General features: G+C 67.9%; 9 protein-coding genes. 8 read left to right on the top strand and 1 reads right to left on the bottom strand.

Translation table 11 applies throughout. The features are described from left to right. Nucleotides 1–112: 112 nt before the first annotated feature. On the top strand, nt 113–451 hold the full coding sequence (locus U3649_RS14705; RefSeq protein WP_407352059.1) for a hypothetical protein: 339 nt from the start codon (nt 113–115) through the stop codon (nt 449–451). Nucleotides 452–466: 15 nt separating this feature from the next. Further along, nucleotides 467–1,924, top strand: a complete 1,458-nt coding sequence (locus tag U3649_RS14700; RefSeq protein ID WP_407352058.1) for a PstS family phosphate ABC transporter substrate-binding protein — start codon at nt 467–469, stop codon at nt 1,922–1,924. A gap of 345 nt (nt 1,925–2,269) precedes the next feature. Here U3649_RS14700 and U3649_RS14695 read toward each other — a convergent pair whose 3' ends face one another. Continuing rightward, on the bottom strand, nt 2,270–2,473 hold the full coding sequence (locus U3649_RS14695) for a hypothetical protein (RefSeq protein ID WP_407352057.1): 204 nt from the start codon (nt 2,471–2,473) through the stop codon (nt 2,270–2,272). A gap of 488 nt (nt 2,474–2,961) precedes the next feature. On the opposite strand from U3649_RS14695, the gene U3649_RS14690 reads away from it, so the two are divergent. The 6 genes from U3649_RS14690 (at nt 2,962) to U3649_RS14665 (ending at nt 19,560) form a co-directional block, all read left to right on the top strand. Continuing rightward, nucleotides 2,962–4,266 (top strand): PstS family phosphate ABC transporter substrate-binding protein, encoded by a 1,305-nt coding sequence (locus U3649_RS14690; protein WP_407352056.1) that lies wholly within the window; start codon nt 2,962–2,964, stop codon nt 4,264–4,266. A gap of 116 nt (nt 4,267–4,382) precedes the next feature. Beyond that, a complete protein-coding gene (locus U3649_RS14685) occupies nt 4,383–4,904 on the top strand; it encodes a hypothetical protein (RefSeq protein WP_407352055.1) in 522 nt (173 codons plus the stop codon). Nucleotides 4,905–5,693: 789 nt separating this feature from the next. After that, a complete protein-coding gene (locus U3649_RS14680) occupies nt 5,694–6,251 on the top strand; it encodes a TonB family protein (protein WP_407352054.1) in 558 nt (185 codons plus the stop codon). Continuing rightward, nucleotides 6,248–6,760, top strand: a complete 513-nt coding sequence (locus U3649_RS14675) for an RNA polymerase sigma factor (RefSeq protein ID WP_407352053.1) — start codon at nt 6,248–6,250, stop codon at nt 6,758–6,760. Before U3649_RS14680 ends, U3649_RS14675 begins: the two co-directional genes overlap by 4 nt. Nucleotides 6,761–6,857: 97 nt before the next feature. Further along, nucleotides 6,858–7,868 carry a FecR family protein gene (locus U3649_RS14670; protein WP_407352052.1) on the top strand — a complete coding sequence of 337 codons (1,011 nt, stop codon included), beginning with the start codon at nt 6,858–6,860 and terminating at the stop codon, nt 7,866–7,868. Nucleotides 7,869–8,157: 289 nt separating this feature from the next. Further along, the gene (locus U3649_RS14665) at nt 8,158–19,560 is read left to right on the top strand and encodes a filamentous haemagglutinin family protein (protein WP_407352051.1); all 11,403 of its coding nucleotides are present in this window, start codon (nt 8,158–8,160) and stop codon (nt 19,558–19,560) included. Nucleotides 19,561–19,569: the final 9 nt, after the last annotated feature.

The following is a 19,569-nucleotide window of genomic DNA, read 5'->3' as shown; positions in this document are numbered from 1 at the left end:
GACGCCATCCGTCGATAGGACGCGGTTGCGGCGGGAGGTCGCGCGGCGGGAACGACGACAGTTTGAGTTCTTCGGGGCCAGGACGAATGCAGACACGGAGGCACAGCAGGCCATGAGCGAGTCGTTCGTTACGGTGTACGAGTTCCGCAAGAAGTTGGAGCAATACCTGCTCCACTCCGAGCGGCCCATGGTGATCTCGCACCGCGGCATGCCGATGGGCTACTTCATCCCGGCCCGGATCTGGCACGACCGGGAAACGGTGGCGATCTTCAACGAACTGGTTGCGGCCACGCTGGAGATGAGCGGATACGGCGAGCAGGACGTCAAGGACGCGATCGAATCGTTCGCCCACGCCAATGCGGACGCAGTCCGGGAGCGGTTGCTGCGCCATCTGGACCGGATCGACCCGGCGGCGGGGAAGTACAAGGCCAGCAACGGATCGAAACGATGACAGCGGGGTCACCGGATGGACGCCGCACGTTCCTCGTGCGGGAACATTGCGCGCGCAGGCTGCGATACCGCCCGAAGGGTTTTGGCGGGGAAGCAACCGCGAACGATTCCAGGAAGCGGTTGTTTCTGTCCACGCCGTGGTGATCCCAGCAAAGGAGTATTCGTTATGCGCCGTACATCGTTCTTGCGTTTCCATCCACTCGTCATCGCCGCCGCCGCGATGGCGGCCGCCGGTTCCGCCAACGCCGTCGATCTGTACGGCGGCGGCGCCACCTTCCCCGTGCAGTCCTACGTCGGCGACGACTTCCTGCTCACCACTCCACGCGCACGGCTGTCGCGCAACACCACCAATCCGGTCGCGACCACGCCGATCGCCGGATTGACGCCGCCGGACACGGTGTTCGCCCGCTTCAGCGCCGGCACCAGCAACCTGATCTCCTATTGCCAGACCGGCAGCGGCACCGGCAAGACGGTGCTGCTCGGCGTTGGCTCCGTAACCAGTGCCAACGGCGAATGCAACAACTACAACAACTACGGCCCCTTTCCGGCAGGCTTCAGCGGCCTTGTGGCCTCGCCCGACTACATCGGCACCGACTCGCCGATCACCCAGGCAGACGCGACCAGCTTCACCGGCGGTCCGCGCGCGGCACGGGTGGGGCTGTGGCAGATCCCGACCTTGGCCGGTGCGATCGCGCTGCCGCGGCATGAAGGGTTGAACTTCCCGAACCTGACCACTGCGCAGGTCTGCGCCATCTTCTCGGCCCGGATCACCAGTTGGTCGGCGATTCCGGGTTCTGGTTCCAGCGCGCCGATCCACGTGGTCTTCCGCTCCGATGGCAGCGGCACCAGCTTCGCGTTCACCCGCTACCTGGCCGACGCCTGCAACGGCAACTTCGGCATTCCGGTCGGCTATTTCACGCCGAACCAGAGCTTCGCTGCCGCAGTGCCCGCGGTCGGGAACCAGCCGAACTCGGTGGCGCCATTCTACGCGGCGTCGACTGCGGCGTCCGGCAATCCGAACGTCGTCACCCAGGCCGTCGCCACCGCCAACTCGATCGGCTACGGCGCTTACCCGGAAGTCCACAAACAGGGTGCGGAATTTCCGACGGTCAACAACGCAAGCCCGGCGAGCCTGCCGACGTCGATCAGCATCCCGGCGCCGCTTTCGGGCATGGTGCTCAATGCCAGCAATACGCCGACGCCCGTGACGGGCCTGCCGAACCCGACCTGCCTGCGCCTGGTCAATCCCCGCACCATTCCGGCCGGCGTGGCCTACCCGATCCTGGCCTACACCTACATGGCCGGCTATCGCAACGACAACGCCGCCAAGACCACGCCGCTGCGCAATCTGCTTGGCTATTTCCTGTCCACGGAGAGCAATCGCCCGGCCCCGCCGGCGGGATTCGCCTATCTCGACGGCAATGCGGCGTATCGGACCTCGGTTCAGAACACCATCAACAGCTGCATTCTGTGAGGGATGTGACCGCATAGGCATAGGAGGAAGGCGCCATTTCCGCCCCCCTTCTCTTGGCGTCCGAGCGAAGAAGAAACGCCCAAGATCAAAGAGACGCGCGTCCACGCCCCTGCCGGCCCTCCTGATTTCTTCGAAACAAGCTCCGGCTCTGCCCTGTCTCTTTATCACATCTTGATTTCGGTACCGCCCCTTCTCCCGCTCGCGGGAGAAGGTGGCGCGAAGTGCCGGATGAGGGCGCTTTTCGGCACCTTTGGGGCCTCCCTATCCGCTCCCCGGATCAAGTCCGGGGCAGGCTCTTCGGCCACTTCGCGCTGCGCCTCGGCCCTTGTGCAGGCGCAACGGCGTTCAGGCGTGCGCGAGCCAATCGCTCGCAAGCAGCATGCCGGAGAATGCCTCCTTCTCCCGCTTGCGGGAGAGGGTTGGGGTGAGGGCGCTTTTGGCGAGTTGATCAAAAGCGCCCTCATCCGCCCCCCGACTAAAGCGCTCGGGGGCAGGCTCTTCGGGCACCTTCTCCCGCAAGCGGGAGAAGGGATCTGTCAATACTTGCACCGAAACCGTTCTAGAGCCCCCGGCTTTGCCCTATCTCTTGATCATAATTCTGGCTGCCAGCTGCGAGGCTGGCTCCGGTCGTGATCGGAAATGCTTCTTTAGATGCGGTCCGACGCGGATGAAGCACTTTGCTTCACGGTTTGATCCGTGTTTATACGCGTTGATCCGTGCCTGAAATGCTTTCTCTCATCATCGAGAAAACGCTCCACAGGCGTTCACCGTCGGTAGGCAAGATGTGATCAAGAGACAGGCTTTGCCCGGAGATACTTACAAAGTTTTCGTGACGGGTGGCACAGGTTAAGCGGCGTATTGAACCCATGACAGCGCGGTCACCGGATGGACGCCGCACGTTCCTCATGCGGGAACATTGCGCGCGCAGGCTGCGACATACCGCCCGAAGGGTTCGGGCGGGGTAGCAACCGCGAACGATTCCAGGAAGCGGTTGTTCCTGTCCACGCCATGGTGATCCCTGCAAAGGAGTATTCGTTATGCGCCGTACATCGTTCTTGCGTCTCCATCCGCTCGCCATCGTTGCCGCCACTGCAATGGCGGCCGCCGGGTCCGCCAACGCTGCCGACCTGTACGGCGGCGGCGCCACCTTCCCCGTGCAGTCCTACGTCGGCGACGACTTCCTGCTCACCAATCCACGCGCGCGGCTGTCGCGCAACACCGTCAATCCCGTGGCCACCACGCCGATCGCCGGGTTGACGCCGCCGAACACGGTGTTCGCCCGGTTCGCCGCCGGCACCGGCAATCGCATTTCCTATTGCCAGACCGGCAGCGGCACCGGCAAGACGGTCTTGCTCGGCGTCGGCTCGGTGACCGATGCCCGCGGCGAATGCAATAACTACGCACCTCCCCCGGCACCGACACCGGCAGGCTTCAGCGGCACCACGGCCGCGCCCAACTACATCGGCACCGATTCGCCGATCAACCAGGGCGATGTGAACGGCTTCACCGGCGGTCCGCGCGCCGCACGGGGCCTGTGGCAGATTCCGACGCTGGCCGGCGCGATCGCATTGCCGCGCCACGAGGGGCTGAACTTCCCGAACCTGACCACGGCCCAGGTCTGCCAGATCTTCTCGGCCCGGATCACCAACTGGTCGTCGATCCCGGGTTCGGGCTCCAGTGCGCCGATCCACGTGGTCTACCGCTCCGACACCAGCGGCACCAGCTTCGCGTTCACCAGCTATCTGGCCTCGGCCTGCAACGGCAACTTCGGAATTCCGCCCGGCTATTTCACGCCGAACCAGAGCTTCGCCGCGGGCGTGCCGGCGGCCGGTTCGGCAGCTCCGCTCTATGCCGCTTCCACGGCAGCGAGCGGGAATCCGAATGTCGTCACCGGCGCCATCAGCACCGCGAATGCGATCGGCTATGCCGACTATCCGGAAGTGGACGCGCAAGGCGCGGAGTTCCCGACGGTCAATGGCAGCAGCCCGGCGGCCCTGCCGACGTCGATCAGCATTCCGGCACCGCTGACAGGTCAAGTGCTCAACGCCAGCAACACGCCTGTGCCGGTGACGGGTCTGCCGAACGCGAACTGCCTGCGCCTGGTCAACCCCAGCACCATCCCCGCCGGCGTGACCTACCCGATCCTGGCCTACACCTATCTGGCCGGCTATCGCAACGGCAACGGCGCCAATACTACGGCGCTGCGTAATTTGCTTGGCTACTTCCTGTCTACGGCTCCTGCACCGGGTCGTCCGGTCCCGCCTGCGGGGTTCGCCTATCTCGACGGCAGCGCGGCGTACCGGACCTCGGTCCAGAACACCATCAACAGCTGCATTCTCTAAGCCATCGCGATCCGATATCGGAAGGAGGCGCCGGTTTTCTGGCCCTCCTTCCACGGGAGCTTGCGAGGGGGATTCCCGCAGCTCCGGGATCGCTCTAGCCGAACAAGGGGACAACCATGCATACGACGAACAAGGTAACGATGACTGGAACCGCCGCGGCGCTGATGGCGCTGGCGATCGGCGCCATTTCCATGACGGGAAGCGTGGCACACGCGCAGCAGAGCGAGGATCCGAATTGCGGCTCGATCGTGCACTATCCCGGTGCCGTCACGGTCACGGGCAAGGCTTTCGGCACGGCCGAGGCCGGCGATTTCCGCAGCTGCACCACCACCTACCGCTGCGACAGCAACGCCAGGAAGGTCGAGGTGTTCGGCTACGGCTATGCGAGCGACCGGGCCGGGGTGATCGCGAGCGAGAACTACGCCGTCGCCACGAACAGTGCCGAGGCGGTGCTCAGCAGTTGCGAAGCCAGCGCCAGGAGTGGAGGAGGCCTGCACCAGGCCCGTGCCTGCCTGGCCGAACCGCAGCAGTTCCAGTCGCAGGAAGCGGTGGCCGAGCAGGCCGATTGCACCGTGGTCGTCGGCGCGCCGGCGGGCGGGTCGACGATCGCCAGCTCCACCTGCTTCTGCGAAGGTTGAAGGCGCGCGCGTCGCGGCGCGTTCCCGGCTGATGACGCCGGGAACGCGCGGATCCGTCCAGCTGCCGAATGGCGATCCGGCTTGCGGATTCTCCATTCGGAATGCGATCGACAACGACAACGCGTGCTTCCTGATCGGGGGCCGGTTCTCGGACGAACGTGTCCGGCCCCTGATTTCTGGTTCTTCTCCCAATCCAGGGAGACGCGCATTGTCTGCCTGAAAGGCGATGCGCTCCGGATCCAGGTCATCACCTCTCGTAGGAGCGCGCCATGCGCGCGATGCCGACATCGTCGGCCCGTTCCGCACAGCTTCGGCAGCCGCGAAGCCGGAACCGCATCGTCGTACGGCGTCGGTATCGCGCGCATGGCGCGCTCCTACGAGGGCAACCATGCCGGCCGCCACCGGAGGATCACGGGCATCGGTCCCGAAATCGGGAGAAGAACCAAATCTTGGCCGGGCCGATGGCAGGAGCGGAGGCCGGCAGGGATGTGGGCGAAACAAACATGTCACACGGCATCGTCATGATGACGCCCCTGTTCTGAAGTGCTGCCGGTCCCCGTGCCGAATGAATCCTCAATGCGTACCGCCGTGCCCACGGGCAGGCGGCTGCGAGGGATGCGCGGCACCGGGCCCGGACCACGACCGGATCCGATGGGAACAGGGGGCGTTCCATGGGTACGCGGAATCGTTGCTGCCGTGGTGTTGTGGACGGCGGTAGCGCCGTTGCACGCGCAGGATGGATCCGCGTCCCGAGAGCGGCCCCCTCGCCTGTATGAATTCGACCTGCCCATGCAGCCCCTGGATTCCGCTTTGGACCGATTCGCAACCGTCACCGGCCGTTCCGTGCTGTACAACAGCGATCTGGTGGCCGGACGCACCGCCTCGCCGGTCCATGGCCGGTATGCCTCGCTGGATGCGCTTCGGTACCTGCTCGAAGGCACCGGGTTGACGGTCGAGGAGGCGCGCACAGGCCAGGTCACTGCGCTGGTGTTGAAGCTGGCGGACGAAGAATCGCTCGCCGCCGCCGCACGTCTGCAGGCCGGCATGAACGACTTCGGCGACGGATTGCGTCAGGGTATCTGGGAGGCCATCTGCGCGGACGCGCGTACCGCCGGCGACGATTACAGGGCACTGATGCGGCTGGCGGTCGATGCGACGGGGCGCGTGCGCGACGTGCGCCTGCTCGATTCGACCGGGAATGCGGAACGCGACGAAGCGATCACGGAGGTCGTCGGCCGGCTGCGGACGGACCTGCCGCCGCCGGGCATGCCGCAGCCGCTGGCGGTGCTGATCCGACCTGGGCAGCCGGGCGAGCCGGCCTGCCGATCGCCCCGGGAGCGGCCGTGAGCGAAGGCGTCCGACTCGGCCTGCTGGACTACCTGACGCGGAACTACGATGAGCTCAAGCGTCGGCTGGCGCGCACGCTGCGCAGTCCGGAACTGGCCGACGAGGCGCTGCACGACACCTGGTTGCGCATCCGCAGGCTGGAAGACCGCGGTCCGGTATTGAACCCCCGGGCCTTCCTGCTGCGCGCGGCGGTCAACAATGCCATCAACGCACTGCGCAGCAGGAGCCACCGGGTTCCGGGCCACGAGATCGACGCCGTGCTCGATGTCGCCGATTCCGCGCCGGGTCCCGAGCAGTCGGCCATGGACGGCGCCGAGCTGGACGAACTGCTCCGGATCCTGCGGCGCATGCCGCGCCGCCGCCGCGATATCCTGTTGCTGGTGCGCTGGGAGGGACTGCCGCAGAAGGAAGTCGCCAGGCGGCTGGGGGTCTCGCTGAGCACCGTCGAACACGAGGTCAAGCGGGCCATCGATCACTGTGCCGCCCGGATGGGCAGGCACGACGAATAATTTGGAGGTTCTGCGGCGTGCCGGGTGTCTTGATCTGTGAGGCACCAAGCGTCTGTGTGCCCGACTGGATGCGGACGGGTACCGACATGCCCTCTGCATGATGAAGCCGATGACATCCCACCATTCCAGTAGCGATGACGCCACCCGGCGCGAGGGCATCCGTGAGGAGGCGCATGTCTGGCTCGGCCTGTTGGCCGCCGGCGACGTCAGGCAGGCCGACCTGCGCGCATTCAGGCGCTGGCAGTTGCGCGATCCGGAGCATGCGGCCGCCTTCGACGAAGCCAAGCGCCAATGGCATGCGACGAAGCCGGCGCTGGGCAGGCTGCTGCAGGCCGACGAGGCGATCGCCCGCCGCCATCACCGGCTGATGGGCGAACCGCGGATGGGGCGGCGCGCATTTCTCGGCGCGGCGCTGGGGACGGCCGCGATGGCGGGAATGGTGGTTCTGCATCCGCCGATGGGGCTGTGGCCCACGCCGGCCGAATGGCGCGCGGACGAACGCACCGGCATCGGCGAAATGCGCACGCTCCATCTGCCCGAGGCGATCAGCGTCGCCCTCAATACGCAGAGCAGCATCCGGCGCCATGCCGTGGGTGCTGCCTTCTCCGGTATCGATTTGATCAAGGGGGAGGCCGCCGTCGATCTCGGCGGCACGGGCTTGCCGTTCGCCGTCGTCGCCGGCGCCGGCCGGGCGATCGCCGAAACGGGGCGGTTCCAGGTGCGCCACCTCGACGATACGGTCTGCGTCACCTGCATCGAGGGCCGGCTGCGCATCGAGCATCCGGCCGGCGAGCGGGAACTGCACGATCGTCAGCAACTGGTCTACGACGCGCATGCGTTCGGCGCGACGGCATCCGTGGATCCCGACGACGCGACGGCATGGCGCCGGGGCGAAATCGTGTTCAGGAACGTTCCGCTGGAGCGGGTCATCGACGAGATCAACCGCTATCGACAGGGGCGGATCGTGCTGATGGCGCCGTCCAAGCGTAAGCGCCGGGTCAGCGGCCGGTTCCGCGTCGCCATCCTCGACGAGGTGCTGCTGCAACTCCAGCGTACGTTCGACCTTCGCGCCCGTACGTTGCCCGCGGGCGTCGTGGTGCTGTCGTAGGCACACTCGGGACAGGTCGTTCGGAGATTCCCTGGCGCGCACGCACGTCGAAGTGACACGACGATGACGGACGCGACGACGTCCCGTCACGAGGCGCGCCGCACCGCCTTGCACGCGCGGTGACAAGCGCGACCAAAATTGGTTGGAGGATATCGGCGCGGCGCCTTGTCTATAGGGAGGCGGGGCTGCAGCAGGCCACGGGACCTGGAGCGCCGCCCCGGCTGGTTCATGCGGTTTCGTCAGTGAAACCCGCGAACGGCCTACGACTCCTCCAGATCAGGACAGAAAGATGAGCATAGCTGCGCTCAACGGCAGTACGCGCAAGGCACCACGGGCGATCGCAAAGACCCCTGTGGCCCAGGCCATCGCATTGGTGCTGGCCACCGGCGGTTTCGTGGCCCAGGCGCATGCGCAGCAGGCCTTCAGCCCGGCGTGGTTCGCCAACAAGGGCACGATCCAGGGCAATGCCGCAGCGACCGGGCGCATGCCCAATGGACAGCCGGCCGGCGGCCTGCCCAGGCAGCCGGCCGGGAGCGCGCACACGCAGACGCAGCAGTCCATGGAGCGCCTGAGCGTCGCCGCCCAGGCGATCGCCCTGCAACAGGCGCTGCAGGTCGGCGCGCGCAACGCCGCGGCCGCCAACCCATCCGGCATTCCCGATGGCCTCGGCGCCGGCGGTCTGCAGATGGCGGGCGATGCGATCGTCGATCCCGGTGCCTTCAACGCCGACGACCCGCGCCTGGGAGACGACAATCTTTGGCTGGGCGCCCATGCGCCCGGCCAGGTCGAGCGCGCGGACGGACAGACGACGGTCACCATCGACCAGACGCAGTCCAAGGCGATTCTCACCTGGGAGAGCTTCAATGTCGGCCGCAACACCGAACTGGTGTTCGATCAGAAGGGCAACGCCGAGTGGGTGGCGCTCAACCGGGTGAACGATCCGCATGCGCGGCCGAGCGAGGTCCAGGGGCGGATCCAGGCGGATGGCTCGGTGTACGTCATCAACCGCAACGGCATCATTTTCGGCGGCACCAGCCAGGTCAACGTCCACTCGCTGATCGCATCCACTCTGGACTTCGCCGTTCCGGGCGTCATGAGCGACACGCCTGTCACCGCGGACGTCATCATGCGCCGCAATCAGAAGTTCGTGAACGGCATCCTCAGCATGACCGACAACCGCGCCCCGCCGGTCGCGTTCGGGGAGGATTTCAGGGGCACGGAGAACGAAGATTGGGACGAATACGATGGCGTGGTCGTCGAGGCCGGCGCGCGCCTTGCATCTGGAGACCACGGCCAGATCGCCCTGTTCGGCCACAATGTCATCAACCGCGGCACGATCGAGACGCCGGATGGCCAGGCGCTGCTCGCTGCCGGGCGCGGCATCGTTCTCAACCGGAATTTCGAGCCGGGAACGGGAACGGTGACCGATCCCGACCTGCGCGGCTACACCGTCGGCGTGAGCGGCGGCGGGCGCGCCGAGAATGACGGGGGGATCATCTCGGCCCGGCGCGGCAACATCACCTTGACCGGCGCATCGGTGCTTCAGGATGGCCTGCTCCAAGCGACCACCGGCGCGACAGCCAACGGCTCGATCCTGCTCCAGGCGGCGCATGGCGGGTATTTCAACCAGGCGCGCCCGGTCCCCAACCAGGCCTTCGGCGACCTGATCCTCGGCGAGGGCAGCACGATCCAGATCCTGCCCGATGAAAGCGACGAGCCGGTCATCGGCACGGGCAGCTTCCGCAGCTCGAGGATCGACATGGCCGGCAACCGGATCATCTTCGAAGATCGTGCCGGTCTCTACGCGCCGGGCGCCGACCTGCTCATCGACGCGGAACCGCGCGGCGGAAACAACGGCAACACCCCCGACGACAGCCGCGTCTACATCGGTGAAGGCGTGACGATCGATATCGCCGGCCTGCACGTCGCGACCAAGGCGCAGAACTCGATCCAGGCGGAGTTGCGCGCCAACGAGTTGCGCGACAATCCGTTGCTCCGCGACGGCCAATTGCGCGGCCGTCGCGTGTGGTTCGATCCGCGCCGCGGCACGGCGATCGCGGATCTCACAGGCTATTACGACCTGATCGAGCGCGACGTCGGCGAGATGATGACCGTGGGCGGCACGCTCACCATGAACGGCATGGAGATCGTCGCCCGCGAGGGGTCGGTCATCGATCTGTCGGGCGGCAGCGTGTTCCACGATGCAGGCCATGTTCGCTCCAGCCGCCTGATAGGCGTCGACGGCCTGCGCGTACCCATCGAGCTGGCCGATCCCAACAAGGTCTACATCGGTATCGAAGGCGATTTCATCGTCAACCACGCCCGCTGGGGAGTGAGCGAAACGTTTGCTTCGCCCATCATGGGCCCGGTGAGCCGCTACGAGCAGGCCTATCACGAGGGCCGGTCGGCGGGCGGCCTGATCATGGAATCGAAGCGCATCAACTCGTCCGAAACCGGCAGTCCGGCCAAGGACGCCTTCCGCATCTTCGAGGGCGAGGTGCGGGCCGACGTCACGGTCGGCGACTATCAGCGCGAGGCGTCGACGGGCGCGACCATCGGCGATGTCGAGCGGATCTGGCGCGAGCGGCCGCAGGGCGGGACGCTGGTGATGGGCGGGCGGACCGACGCGTTCACCCGTCGCGATCCGACGAACGTCGGCGGCAATGTGACGATCGGGCAAGTCGAGCTGCTGCCCGGGGACTTCGCGGCGGACACCGCGCTCGATGCCGCGAACGCCTATCAGCATGTCCTGCCGGCCGAATGGTTCGACGGCGGGACCTTCACCGACGTGACCATCCGCAGCGGCTATACGGCCGAAGCCGAAACGCGCCATTACGATGACGATCTTGGGCAGTATGTCTACGCGCCCACTTCCTACAGTCCTGCCGGCATCCTCACGCTCTCCGAGGGCGTGACAATGGACCTCGGCGATTACGGCTCTCTGAGTTTCCTGGGCACCCAGGCGAATATCGACGGCACAATCCGGGCGACTGGCGGCACCGTCCGCCTGGAGACCGTCCAGGCGCCGACACAGGATACGTCCAGCCCGACGAACGCATGGGCCGATCTCCCCGAGGCCGACCGGTCCAGGGTCGACCTTGGCGAGACGGGCGTGATCGATGTTTCGGGACGCTGGGTGAACGATTTTCTCGGCGGGCCGTCCGGCCTCGCCCCCGTGATCGACGGCGGCTCGGTCGAGCTGGTCGGCTACAACATCGAACTTGGCGAAGGATCGCGCGTCTCGGTGGACGGCGGTGGTCATCTGAACGCGGCCGGGACCGAACTGACGCGGGGCAATGGCGGGTCGATCCTGATCGACAACAGCGCGCGCTACTACAACGCCGACCCGTTCCCCACCGAGGCCCCCGGCAACGGCGCGCTGATCCTGGACGGCGAACTCACCGGCTATGCACTCGGCCGGGGCGGCTCATTGACGATCGACACGGTCGACGACGTGGTGATCGGCGACGAGGCGGTGTTGCCGGACGGCGCGCTCGAAGCCGGCGTCCGCGCGCCGAAGGACCTCTATCTCGCGCAGGAGCTTTCCTTCCTGGCGGGCGAGGCATTGCCGTTCGACGCGGTGCTGTCGGCGGCGCACCTGTCGCCAGGCGACAGCGTGGCGATCGGCGCGACGCCGCGCGCGTCGCTTTCCGCGCCGATCACGGTCGAGGCCGACTGGGTCCTGCCCACCGGCGTCACCGTGCGCACGACCACCGGCCAGACGATCACCGCCGGCGGGCTGGTACCGGCCGGCACGCAGCTGCATTCGTTCGGGACCGGCTCGAGCAACGGCGCGCTGCCGGCGGGCTTCGTCGCGCCTGCCGATGCCTTCCCGGACGGCATCCCTCTCAATGCAGCGACCGACATCGTCAAGTTCGCGGGTACGGTGCTCTCCGACGACCTGATACTGCCGCAAGGCTCCGTGGTTCCCCGGGGCACGAGGCTCGACTACGCCGTCGACGTGCTGGTTCCGCGGCATTTCGCTCCGGATTTCTTCACCCGTGGCGGCTTCTCCGGTTTCGCGATCAGCGGCGCGCGTGGCGTTACGGTGACTTCGGGCACCATCGTCGCGCCATCGACCGACACGATCGTGCCGGACGGGATGGGGCGGGGCATCGCGACAGGCAGCCGGCTGGCCGAAGAGGCGCGGTTGGAGGTGTTGTCCGAACAGCTCCGTGGCCCGATGGCGCTGAGTCTGTCCACCGCCGCGATGGACCTGGATCGCGACAACTTCGTCACGTCGCGCATCCTGGGCGAAGGGCTGACGACGCACGATTCGATCAACGGCGCGCGCAACCCGGGGGATCTGGCCGTCGAGGCGGGGGCGGAAATCCGGATGGATCCCGGCTCGACGGTTCTCCTCAACGCCTATGCGGGCGACGTCGCGATCGACGGCACGATCGACGCGCCGGGCGGCCTGATCGGTGCGCAGACGGCAGCGAGCGGCGGACGCAACGCACTCCGGGAATTGCTGATCGGCGAAAGCGCGAAGCTTCTCGCGCCCGGCCATGCGCGGCTTGCGCCCGATGGCTTCCTTGGCCGCCGGCAGGTCGAGTCCGGCGGGCGAATCGAGCTGGGATCGACCGGCATCAATGCATGGGAGGGGCTCGAACGGATTCGCATCGCCGCCGACGCGGTCCTCGACGTGTCGGGCGTGCGCGCCGAAGCGGATTTCCTGTCGGCGGCCGGCACGGGTCTTGTCGGCGACGGCCGTTATGAAGCCGTCACCGTGGACGGCGCGGCGGGCGCGCTCTCGATCATGGCGCGGCGCGGCCTCGTCGAGGGCGACCTTCGCCTGGCGCCCGGCGGCGAAACCGGGCATGGCGGCGATCTGACGATCCAGGCCATTGGAGCCGATCCCTTGATCGTCGCGGCGGGCGCGGGACCGGACATGTCGAGCGTGTCGGAACCGGCCGGTGTCACGGTCTTTGCCGACCGCCTGAACGCTTCGGGCGCGGATCAGCTGACCCTGCGTTCCGGCAATGGCGGCGACGACGCCAAGCTGCTGTTCGATGGCGACGTCTCCCTGCGGACCCGTCGGTCGATCGTGCTGGATTCACCCATCGTCAGCCGGACCAGCGGAGAGGACCACACGGTCGAATTGGATACAGGCTATTTCCGCATCGGTCCGTCAGGCTATGGCCTGTTTGGAGCCAACCAGAGCCTGTCGAGCGAATCGGCGGGCGCGGGCGCGTTGATCGTCCGGGCAGACCTCATCGACATCGGCGTACGCGCCGCGCTTGGCTGCCCGGCTACGGTCTGCGGCCCCGACGACTCGATCGCAGCCGGTGGGTTTGCATCGGCTCAGTTCATTTCGACGGGCGATATCCGTCTCACTTCGGGGGTTCATGATCAGCGTCTCGCTCTTTCGCCACCGGCCGGCTTCGCTTCCGGGGGAGAACTGATCTTTGATGCCTCGCAAATCTATGTCACGTCCCGCGTCCAGAGCCAGGACGGCGGCACCAATAACAATATGGAGCGCTCGCAGGAGCTTCCCGGCTTTCTCCTTGAAGCGGCCGAGCGGATCGAGTTCCGCAGCAACGGAGCGCCGGCTCCGACGCCGCTGTCGTTCGGCGAGCGGCTGACCGTCCGGGCGCCGGAGATCGTCCAGGGCGGCGTGCTGCGCGCGCCTCAGGGCCAGATCCGGCTGGAAGGCAGCGAGTCGGTGACGCTTCTGCCCGGCAGCCTGACGTCGGCCTCGCTCGACGGACGCGTGGTGCCGTTCGGATACGTCGACACCAATGGCGGGTTCGCGGGCTACCTACAGCCCGGCCAGGCTCCGGTCAAGGCGGTGCGGCTCGACGGGCCCGACGTTTCGGTCGAGGAGGGCGCGGTCATCGACGTGTCGGGCGGCGGCGACCTGCTCGGTCTCGCCTTTGGCGCGGGCAATGGCGGGTCGACCAACATGCTCGCCCATGACCCGTCGGTCGAGCGCTTCGCCATCCTGCCGGGCCTCGGCTCGCAGCCCGCGCCGCTCAATCCGGGTGGCGCGACCAGCAATCCGAACAATCCGCGCGGCGACGGGACTGCGCTCGATGACCCACGCCTGTCGGTGGGCGATGTCGTGTGGCTCGAGGCGGCACCCGGCCTCGAGGCCGGCTATTACACGCTGTTGCCGGCGTTCTACGCGGCGCTTGCTGGCGGGATGCTGATCGAGCCAGTCCATCGCGGCGATGCTGCTCCGATGGCCGCTCCGCTGGCGGCGATGACCCGCGCGGACGGCGCGGTGATCGCGAGCGGCTATCGTGCGGTGGGCGGTACGCCGATCCGCGAGGCGGGCTACTCGAGCTTCGCGCTGATGGACCGGGAGGTGTTCGGCAAGTACAGCCTGCTGACCGATCATTCGTTCAACGAATATGCGAAGGCGCTGGGCGGGACCGTCGGCATCGCCACGCGCACGCCCTTCGATGCCGGCTCGGTGATCCTGGGTGCGACCGAGACGCTGCTGCTCGAGGGCCAGGGCCGGTTCGGTGCCGGCGAGGACGGCCTGCTCGGCAATCTCGACGTTTCCGCGCAGAACCTCGCCGTCGTCAGCGCCGGCGCGGCGGCGCCCGAAGGATTCGTCGCCCTGGACGCGCAGGCACTCAGCGATTTCGGCGCGGCGAGCGTGTTGATCGGTGGTGTCCGGAGCACGGGCAGCGAAGGAACCCACGTCGCGGTCAATGCCGATCATGTGATCGTCGCCAATGACGCGTCCTCGCCGCTTTCGGGCCAGGAGCTGATCCTCGCGGCGCGGGGTCGGGTCCTGGTCGAGGAGGGCGGGGTCCTCATCGCCGGGGACGGGACGGCGCAGGACCCGAACGACCTGCAGCTGACCGGCGACGGCGCGCTGCTGCGCCTGTCGAGCGGCGATCGCGTGGGGATCGTGCGCACCGGCGGCAGCGGCGCCAGCGGCGACCTGCTGATCGGCAATGGCGCGCAACTCTCCGCATCGGGATCGCTGACCTTCGACAGCGTGCGCACGCTCGATCTGGCCGAGAGCGCCATCGTCGAGGCGGATCAGCTCGACCTCGCGACGGTGCGCGTCAATCTTGGCGAGGTGCCCGAAGGCGAGGAGGGCACCAACCTGTCGCTCGGCATGATCGAGCGGCTCGGTGCGGCGTCGGATCTGCTGATCCGCGGCCACGAATCCATCCATCTGTTCGGCGCGCTCGATCTTGGCGGCCGTGGCGGATCGGGAACGGCGAGCCTGGGCGCGATCACGTTCGATACCGCGCTGTTCCAGGGCCGCGCGCAAGGCGGGGAGACCGCGCGGATCACGGCGGGATCGCTCACCCTGCGCAACAGCGGCGGCGCGCGCGAGGCCGCACCCGAGGCGGGTCCCGGCGCGCTCGCGCTCGATGTCGACACGCTGATCCTCGGGCCGGGCGAGGTGGACGTCGCGGGCTATGCCCGGCTGAGCGGCAATGCCGGTGTGGTCGAAGCCCAAGGCGCCGGCGGTCTCGACCTGGCGGGTGATTTGTCGCTGGCGACCGGTCGCGTGACTGCCGGCGGCGGCGCCGACTATGGCGTGCGTGCCTCGGGCGATCTCGCCTTTATCCATGCGAGGTCCCTTGCCGAGGCGGGAGAGGATTTCGGCGGTCGGCTGGCGCTCGAGGGCCGCGACGTGCACATCGACACCAATGTCGCGCTGCCGGCCGGAGTGTTCGAGGTCAGGGCGTCGGGCGATCTCGCGCTCGGCGAGCAGGCGGACCTCGACCTAGGGGGCGTGGCGGTCGACTTCCGCGACGTTGTCCAGTTCGCGTCTGGGGGCATCGTGCGGCTCGCGGCCGGCGGCGATCTCGACATGGCCGACGGTGCGACGATCGACGTTTCGGGCTCGGACCGGGGCGGTGGTGCCGGTCAGCTGGTGATGGCGGTCGGGGGCGTCTCCTCGATACTGGGGACGCTGCGCGGCGATGCCGGCGAGGGCTTCGGGGGCGGTGGCGTCGACCTCGACAGCGGCAGCGTCAGCGACTTCGCGGCGCTGAACGCGCGGCTCAACGGCGGCGGATTCGATTCCTCGCGCGAGATCCGGCTGCGCGACCAGTCCATCCTGCTCGCCGCCGGCGAGCGGATCGAGGCGCACGAGGTGACGCTGCGCTCCGACAGCGGCGAAGTACGCATTGCGGGCACCATCGCCGCCGGCGGCGCGACCGGGGCGCCTTCGGGCGGCGAGGTGCGGCTGATCGGCGGCAACGGCGTGGCGCTGGAGGACACCGCGCGGATCGAAGCTGCGGCGGCCGCCGTCGGCGATGGCGCTTTCACGCCGTCGAGCGGTTCGGTCGAACTGGTTGCCCATGGCGGCCGGGTCGATGTCGCCGGAGGTGCGCTGATCGACGTCTCCGGCGGCCGCGAGGGCGGCGGCCGGATCACGGTGCGCGCCGACCGTCAGGGCTCGGGGATCGCCGTCGGTCGCCTCGACGGCGAGTTCCGCGGCGCCCGCGAGAAGACGCTGGTGGGCATGGCGGACCACGAAGCGACCCGGGTCGATGCGGCGCTTGCCTCCGCCTTGGTCGGCGAGGCGTCGAGCTGGCTCGCGGGCGCGTCCGCACGCGCCGGCTGGCGGACCGGTGCCGGCATCAACGTCCACAGCACGGGCGACCTCACCGTCTCGGGCGACATCGATCTGGCTGGCCGTCTGGGGGCGGGGCATCTCGACCTGAGCGCGGCAGGCGACCTCACCATCGATGCGGCGATCAGCGACGGTTTCTCCAGCGCCAGTCGCGACGCGGCGCTGCTCGACGCCCGTTCGGCGAGCTATGCCTTCGAAAGCGGTGGCGGCATCACGCTGGCGGAGGGCGCGATGGTCCGCACCGGCACGGGCGACATCCGCGTGGATGCGGGGCAGGACCTGACGCTGGAGGCGAACGACGCCGTCGTCTACACCGCCGGCCGCCGGACCACGACCGAGGCCGGGTTCGATCCGGCCTCGACCCATGGCCCGCTCCTGGGCGAGTTCCCGACGCTCGGCGGCGACATCGTCATCGACGCCGGCCGCGACATCCTCGCGCCGATGACGCAGCAGAGCCATTCGGCCTGGCTGTTCCGCTACGGTCACACCGACTGGACGGGGGATCCGCGGGAGTCGGCCGTCATGCAGCAGACGAGCTGGTCGATCGTCTTCAAGAACTTCGAGCAGGGGATCGGCGCACTCGGCGGCGGCGACGTCAGGATCGACGCCGGCCGCGACGCCCGCCACTTGGCGATCGCGCTGCCGACGACCGGGCACATGAGCACGTCGGTCGGCCAGGTCGCGAGCGAGGCGGCGCTCCATGTGCGCGGCGGCGGCGACCTCGCGCTCAACACCGGCCGCGACCTGCTCGGTGGCGTGTTCATGCTGGGACGCGGGCGGGGCGAAGTCCACGCCGGCGGAGACGTGATCCCCTCCGACCAACTCGCGCTGCAGCGCAACAACCTCAACAGCAATTTGAACGGGACGGGCTGGGTGAACCGGCAGGTCGGTGCGCTGTTCGGCCTGATGGACGCCGAGGTGACCGTGACGGCGGTGGGAACGGTCGACATCGAGGCGGCCTACGACCCGATGCGGCAGGGGCAGATCTGCGAGAACTTCACCGCCTGCACAGGCCAGGGCAAGGGATCGGCCTTCTACGGCTATGGCGCGCGCGCCGCGCTCAATGCGACGTCGGCTTCGGGCACGGTCACCTATCGTCACAACCCCTGGGCTTCGACCGACCTCACCCGCGGGCAGGGGGCATGGGAGGTGATGATGTATACGCCGACCGGCAGCGACCCGCGACCGCGCGAGAACAACATCTTCGGCGAACTCCCGGGCACGCTCCGATTCACCTCGCTCCAGTCGAGTCTCTATCTGGAACCCCGCTTCGCTGCGCCGTTCACGCTCGCTCCCGCGCCCGAGGGCACGATCGAGTTCCTGGCGCAGGGCGATATCCGCATGCCGGGCGGCACGAACGGGCTCGTCATGCAGGACACCGCGCCCGAGTATCGCCGTGGCGCGCTGCGTCCCTTCTCGATCGACGCCGTCGGGTTCTTCGCCAATACGAACCCCAATGCGGGCCAGCCATCGGCCGCCAACAACTGGCTCCGGGGGTTCGACCTGCTGCACGGCGACGATCCCGGTTCGGCACGGGTCTATGCGCTCGAAGGCTCGATCTGCAGCGCCCCTGCGGCGCAGCTCCTGTGCCAGTCGATGTCGCAGCTCAGTCTGCCGAAGCCTCTCCGGATGTGGGCCGGGCAGGATATCCGCCTGCGGGCGGACATCCAGCACAACCGCCCCGGCACGATCTCGTTCATCGCGGCCGGACGGGACCTGGTGTCGCCGATCATCGGCGTGACCGGTGAAGGCACGCTTTTCCTGGAGGCGGGACGGGACATCCTCAAGGCGAGCGGATTCACCGTCGACCCGATCTCCAGCGGTGCCGCCAATTCGGCCCAGCGCAACCTTGCACTGCCGCAGGGGCGGGGCGCGGACATCACCGTCCTGGCGGGCGCCGCGATCGGCATCGACTGGGAAGGATTCGCCGGCATCTATCTCGATCCGGCCAATCGTGCCGATCCGGAGCTCCCGCTGTCGCATCCGAGCAACGAGGGCAACGTCGTCCACACCTATGAAGCCGAGCTCGCCGAGTATCTGACCGAGCTGGGATATGCGGAGATTCCCGAGGAAGCGTTGCTCGCAACCTTCATGACGCTTTCGCCGCACAGCCGACGGGCGTTCCTCCAGCGCGTGTTTTTCGAGGAGCTGAAGATCACGGGCCTCGACTACAACGATCCGGAGAGCCCGCGCTTCCAGCAGTCGACGCGCGGCTATGACGCGGTAGCGCGGCTGTTCACCGCTGATCCCGAGACGATCGAGCGTGGCGGAAACATCATCCTCAACAACCAGCCGATCGAAACGCGCGAAGGCGGCGACATCACCATTCTCGCGCCCTATGGTGGCCTTGACGTGGGCTCGCTCTACACCAATGCGAGCTTCGATCCGAACACCAGCGGCATCGTCACGCGCCGCGGCGGCGACGTCCGGATCATGACCAACGACAATATCGATCTGTTCACCTCGCGCGTGTTCACGCTCCAGGGCGGCGATGTCTTGATGTGGACGTCGAACGGCGACATCACCGCCGGCGCGGGCGCCAAGACTTCGGTGCGGCAGGCACCGCTCACCTATGCCCTGAGCAATGACGGGTTCATGTCTGTCGACGTGTTCGGTCTCCAGACCGGCGCAGGCATCGGCGTGCTCGATGCGCTCGACGGGCGCGACGAGGACCGTCCGCCGAGCCGCATGGACCTGCTCGCCTTCCGCGGCGAGGTGAATGCGGGCGATGCCGGGATCCGCGTGGTCGGCGATCTCAACATCGCCGCGCTGCGCGTGGTAGGGGCCGACAATATCCAGGTGACCGACGGCGAGGCGACCGGCATTCCGGTGGAGGCGCCGGTGAACGTGGCCGCGCTGACCTCGGCCAGCGCGGCGGCCAGCAGCGCGGTACAGGCGGCGCAGGACATGGTCAAGCGCCAGACGCAGCAGTCGCGACCGTCGGTCATCAGCGTGGAGGTGCTCGGGTTCGGCGAGCCGTCGGCATCAAGACAAGGTGCAGAAGAACGCCTTCGCGCCGCCTCCGTCGAGGAGGCGGGCAGTCGGGTGCAGGTGGTGGCGCATGGCCGGCGCCTCTCGCCGGAAGCGCTCAGGCAACTGACCGAGCGCGAGCGCGCCCTGTTGCGGGAACTGCATTGACGGCGCTTC

The sequence above is a fragment of the Luteimonas sp. R10 genome (assembly GCF_045689605.1).
GTDB lineage: Bacteria > Pseudomonadota > Gammaproteobacteria > Xanthomonadales > Xanthomonadaceae > Luteimonas.
The sequence above is the reverse complement of the archived record's forward strand: the minus strand, read 5'-3'. Positions and strand labels throughout refer to the sequence as shown.

What these genes read in the sequence shown, in the direction of transcription:
- U3649_RS14705 (WP_407352059.1), top strand. Translation starts at nt 113, where the DNA reads ATGAGCGAGTCGTTCGTTACGGTGTACGAGTTCCGCAAGAAGTTGGAG.
- U3649_RS14680 (WP_407352054.1), top strand. Translation starts at nt 5,694, where the DNA reads ATGCAGCCCCTGGATTCCGCTTTGGACCGATTCGCAACCGTCACCGGC.
- U3649_RS14700 (WP_407352058.1), top strand. Translation starts at nt 467, where the DNA reads ATGGACGCCGCACGTTCCTCGTGCGGGAACATTGCGCGCGCAGGCTGC.
- U3649_RS14690 (WP_407352056.1), top strand. Translation starts at nt 2,962, where the DNA reads ATGCGCCGTACATCGTTCTTGCGTCTCCATCCGCTCGCCATCGTTGCC.
- U3649_RS14670 (WP_407352052.1), top strand. Translation starts at nt 6,858, where the DNA reads ATGATGAAGCCGATGACATCCCACCATTCCAGTAGCGATGACGCCACC.
- U3649_RS14685 (WP_407352055.1), top strand. Translation starts at nt 4,383, where the DNA reads ATGCATACGACGAACAAGGTAACGATGACTGGAACCGCCGCGGCGCTG.
- U3649_RS14665 (WP_407352051.1), top strand. Translation starts at nt 8,158, where the DNA reads ATGAGCATAGCTGCGCTCAACGGCAGTACGCGCAAGGCACCACGGGCG.